Origin of the sequence: Polaromonas sp. AER18D-145 (assembly GCF_002379095.1) — a bacterium.
GTDB lineage: Bacteria > Pseudomonadota > Gammaproteobacteria > Burkholderiales > Burkholderiaceae_C > Polaromonas.
In genome coordinates this window covers 1-2,583 of the sequence record NZ_NBZV01000095.1, presented here as the reverse complement: position 1 = coordinate 2,583, position 2,583 = coordinate 1, and the positions used below count along the sequence as shown (strand labels likewise).

Genomic DNA, 2,583 nt, shown 5'->3' with positions numbered 1-2,583 from the left:
GCGGCAAGCTCGGCCTGATCGTGGTCGATTACCTGCAGCTCATGAGCGTGTCCAGCGGCATGGCCGAGGAAAACCGTGCCACGGCCGTTGGCGAGATCTCGCGCGGCCTGAAGATGCTGGCCAAGGAGCTGCAGTGCCCGGTGATTGCGTTGTCACAGCTGAGCCGCGGCGTCGAGTCGCGCACCGACAAACGCCCCATGATGAGCGATTTGCGCGAGTCCGGCGCGATCGAGCAGGACGCCGACATCATCATGTTCATCTACCGCGACGAGTACTACACCAAGGACGCCTGCAAGGAGCCTGGCGTGGCCGAGGTCATCATCAGCAAGCAGCGTAACGGCCCGACCGGCACGGTCAAGCTGGCCTTCATCAACCGCATCACCAAGTTCGAGAGTTTGGCGCACGGCGGCAGTGGAGATTTCTAAGTAAAAATGGGCCTTGGCCCTTTGTTTGCAAGCGCCTATAGCTATCTATTTGATAGCCTTCAAGGACGGCGGCCTTACTCCAGGTCTTCCATCGCCAGCATGTGGTATTTCTGGGCGTAGGAAAAAGGCTGCTTTCTCACCACGGTCATCACGCGCTCCGTCTCCTTCTCGGAGGGGGCGTGCACCATCAGGGCGTGCTGGCCTTCGCGGGCCAGGGTGACGTATTTCTGGACCGTGGCGCCTTCGGTGCCGACCGATGGCAGCATGACATCCGAGTCGCCATCGACCTTGCCGATCTCGCGCAGGATGTCCTCGGGGGTCAGCAGCATGATGGCCTGCCTGTCGAAGCCCTGGTCCTCCAGCTCACGCGCGGCCTGTTCGGCCTGGCCAGCTTCCGGGAACATGATGAAGGCGTAACCCGTGGGGTAGAACACGCCCTGCAACGTCAACATCTTGGGGTGGAGTGCAAATGTTTTCATGGTGAATCCTTGGGCTGTGAATTCACCATTTATGCACGCCAGCGGGACGCTGTCTGTAGGCCAGTTCGCACAAAGCGCGTGGCCCGGCGCCCCGGGGCGGCGGTTCAGGGCAGTTCTTCGGTCCGGAGCGTGGGCTCTGACATGACGCGGGCGGTGCTGGACAGGCCGTCAAGCAGCCGGTTCGCAAAGTAGCTGCTTTGCGTGTCCGGTTCCAGCGCCGCAATCACGAGGTTGGCCAGCGGCTGGTTCAAGGGCACGTAGTAACTGCCGGAGGGTGCATCGATCACGCCGCGTACCAGCGCCACTTCGGCCCTGACGATCTGCCCCGCATCGGCAATGCTGCCGCGCACGTCCTGCCGGACCCCGGCCGAGCTCGCCGTCTCGCGGTACAGGTCGCCCAGCATGGACGCAGGCTCGGCCACACGCAGCACCTGCACGCCATGCAGGCGCAGCCGCTCCACGGCCGTTCGGGATGCCGCCGACAGCCAGTAGCCGCAAGGGCGCACGCGGGACTTGAGCTTGCGCAGCGTGAGTGCCGATTTCCACTCGACCTTGACGGCCTTGTCGGCCCCGGTGACCGGGTCCAGCATGACGAGTTCCTGCTGGGTGAGGGTGGGGCCGGCTTCGACCACGGCCTCTTCCTTGCAGGCCAGGGCGCCCATCTCTTTCTCGACATAGGGCTGCAACTGGCCCAGTTCGCTGGCCCGCTGGGCGGTGCTGGCGAGCACGCTGGAGATCGCGGTGACATGGGTGTGCACGCGGCGCTGGATGTGCAGCCGGCCTATGCCCACGCCACGGGTTTCGATCAGCAGGCTGACCGCGTTTTTCAGGCCGCTGACGTTGCGGCCGGTGTCGGGCTGCGTGCCGCCCATCGAGATGGTCTTGTCCGTCAGGTCCGTCGACGTGGTGTAGTACCACTCGGTGCTGAGCCCCTGCCCCTTGAGGGCGGCCACCAGCGGACGGCGGTACCACTCTTCGGAGGCTTTGGTCAAAAACTCGGGGATGTTGGCGGTGGTCGCGTACTGCAGCAGCGCGTCGTACTTCTGCACCGTGCCGAATTTCTGCAGAAAACGGCCCACCACGGTGTATTCATGGGCATCGACCACGACCGTCGGATGGTAGTCGCGCGCAAGCTTGGCCAGGGCCTGCGCTTCCGGCGTGTTGAGCAGCAGGTGGTCGCGGTTCATGTCCAGGCCGCCTGCGGTGACACGTTGCCCGGCCGCCGAGCCATCGGGGTTGGCGCGCGGCACGATGATCACGTTGACACGATCAAGCACCGGTCGCAGCAGGCCTTGCGTGAGGTCGCGGGCCACGACCAGCAAGGCTTCGGTGCCGGCGGGTTCGTCGCCGTGTTGCTGGCCGACCAGCAGCACGGTGGGGCGGCCCGAGGCCGCGATGGCGGTGGCATCCGTGCCGTCGGCACGTGTCAGCACCAGGGCTTCCAGGGTCTCGCCGCGTTGCGACTGGCCAATGGGCAGCACGGCGGCTTTCAGGCCCGGTGAGCGCGAGGCGGCTGTGCTGAGCTCACGCAGCCAAGTCTGGATTTCTGCATTCGAGGTGAAGCTGCTGCGCCCTTCCTGCAGGCCGGGCGTGTTGTAGATGACGGAAGGCGCCGGGAAGCGGGCGGCGACGGCGGCGCTGTAGGGGGCGGCGCTTGGCGGCGGGGGGAGGGCCAGCGC

Annotated in this window: 3 protein-coding genes; 1 reads left to right on the top strand and 2 read right to left on the bottom strand. The window is 65.5% G+C overall.

Translation table 11 applies throughout. From position 1 onward, the window contains the following. A partial coding sequence (locus tag B7G52_RS22910; protein WP_305790846.1) for a DnaB-like helicase C-terminal domain-containing protein occupies nucleotides 1-425 on the top strand: 425 nt, incomplete at its 5' end. 74 nt (nucleotides 426-499) lie between these two features. On the opposite strand, the gene B7G52_RS22905 is transcribed toward B7G52_RS22910, so the two are convergent. Both B7G52_RS22905 and B7G52_RS22900 read right to left on the bottom strand, forming a co-directional pair. Beyond that, complete coding sequence (locus B7G52_RS22905) at nucleotides 500-904, bottom strand: hypothetical protein (protein WP_096699965.1); 405 nt, start codon at nucleotides 902-904, stop codon at nucleotides 500-502. A 104-nt stretch (nucleotides 905-1,008) separates the two neighbouring features. Beyond that, complete coding sequence (locus tag B7G52_RS22900; RefSeq protein WP_096699966.1) at nucleotides 1,009-2,580, bottom strand: M14 family metallopeptidase; 1,572 nt, start codon at nucleotides 2,578-2,580, stop codon at nucleotides 1,009-1,011. Nucleotides 2,581-2,583 lie beyond the last annotated feature (3 nt).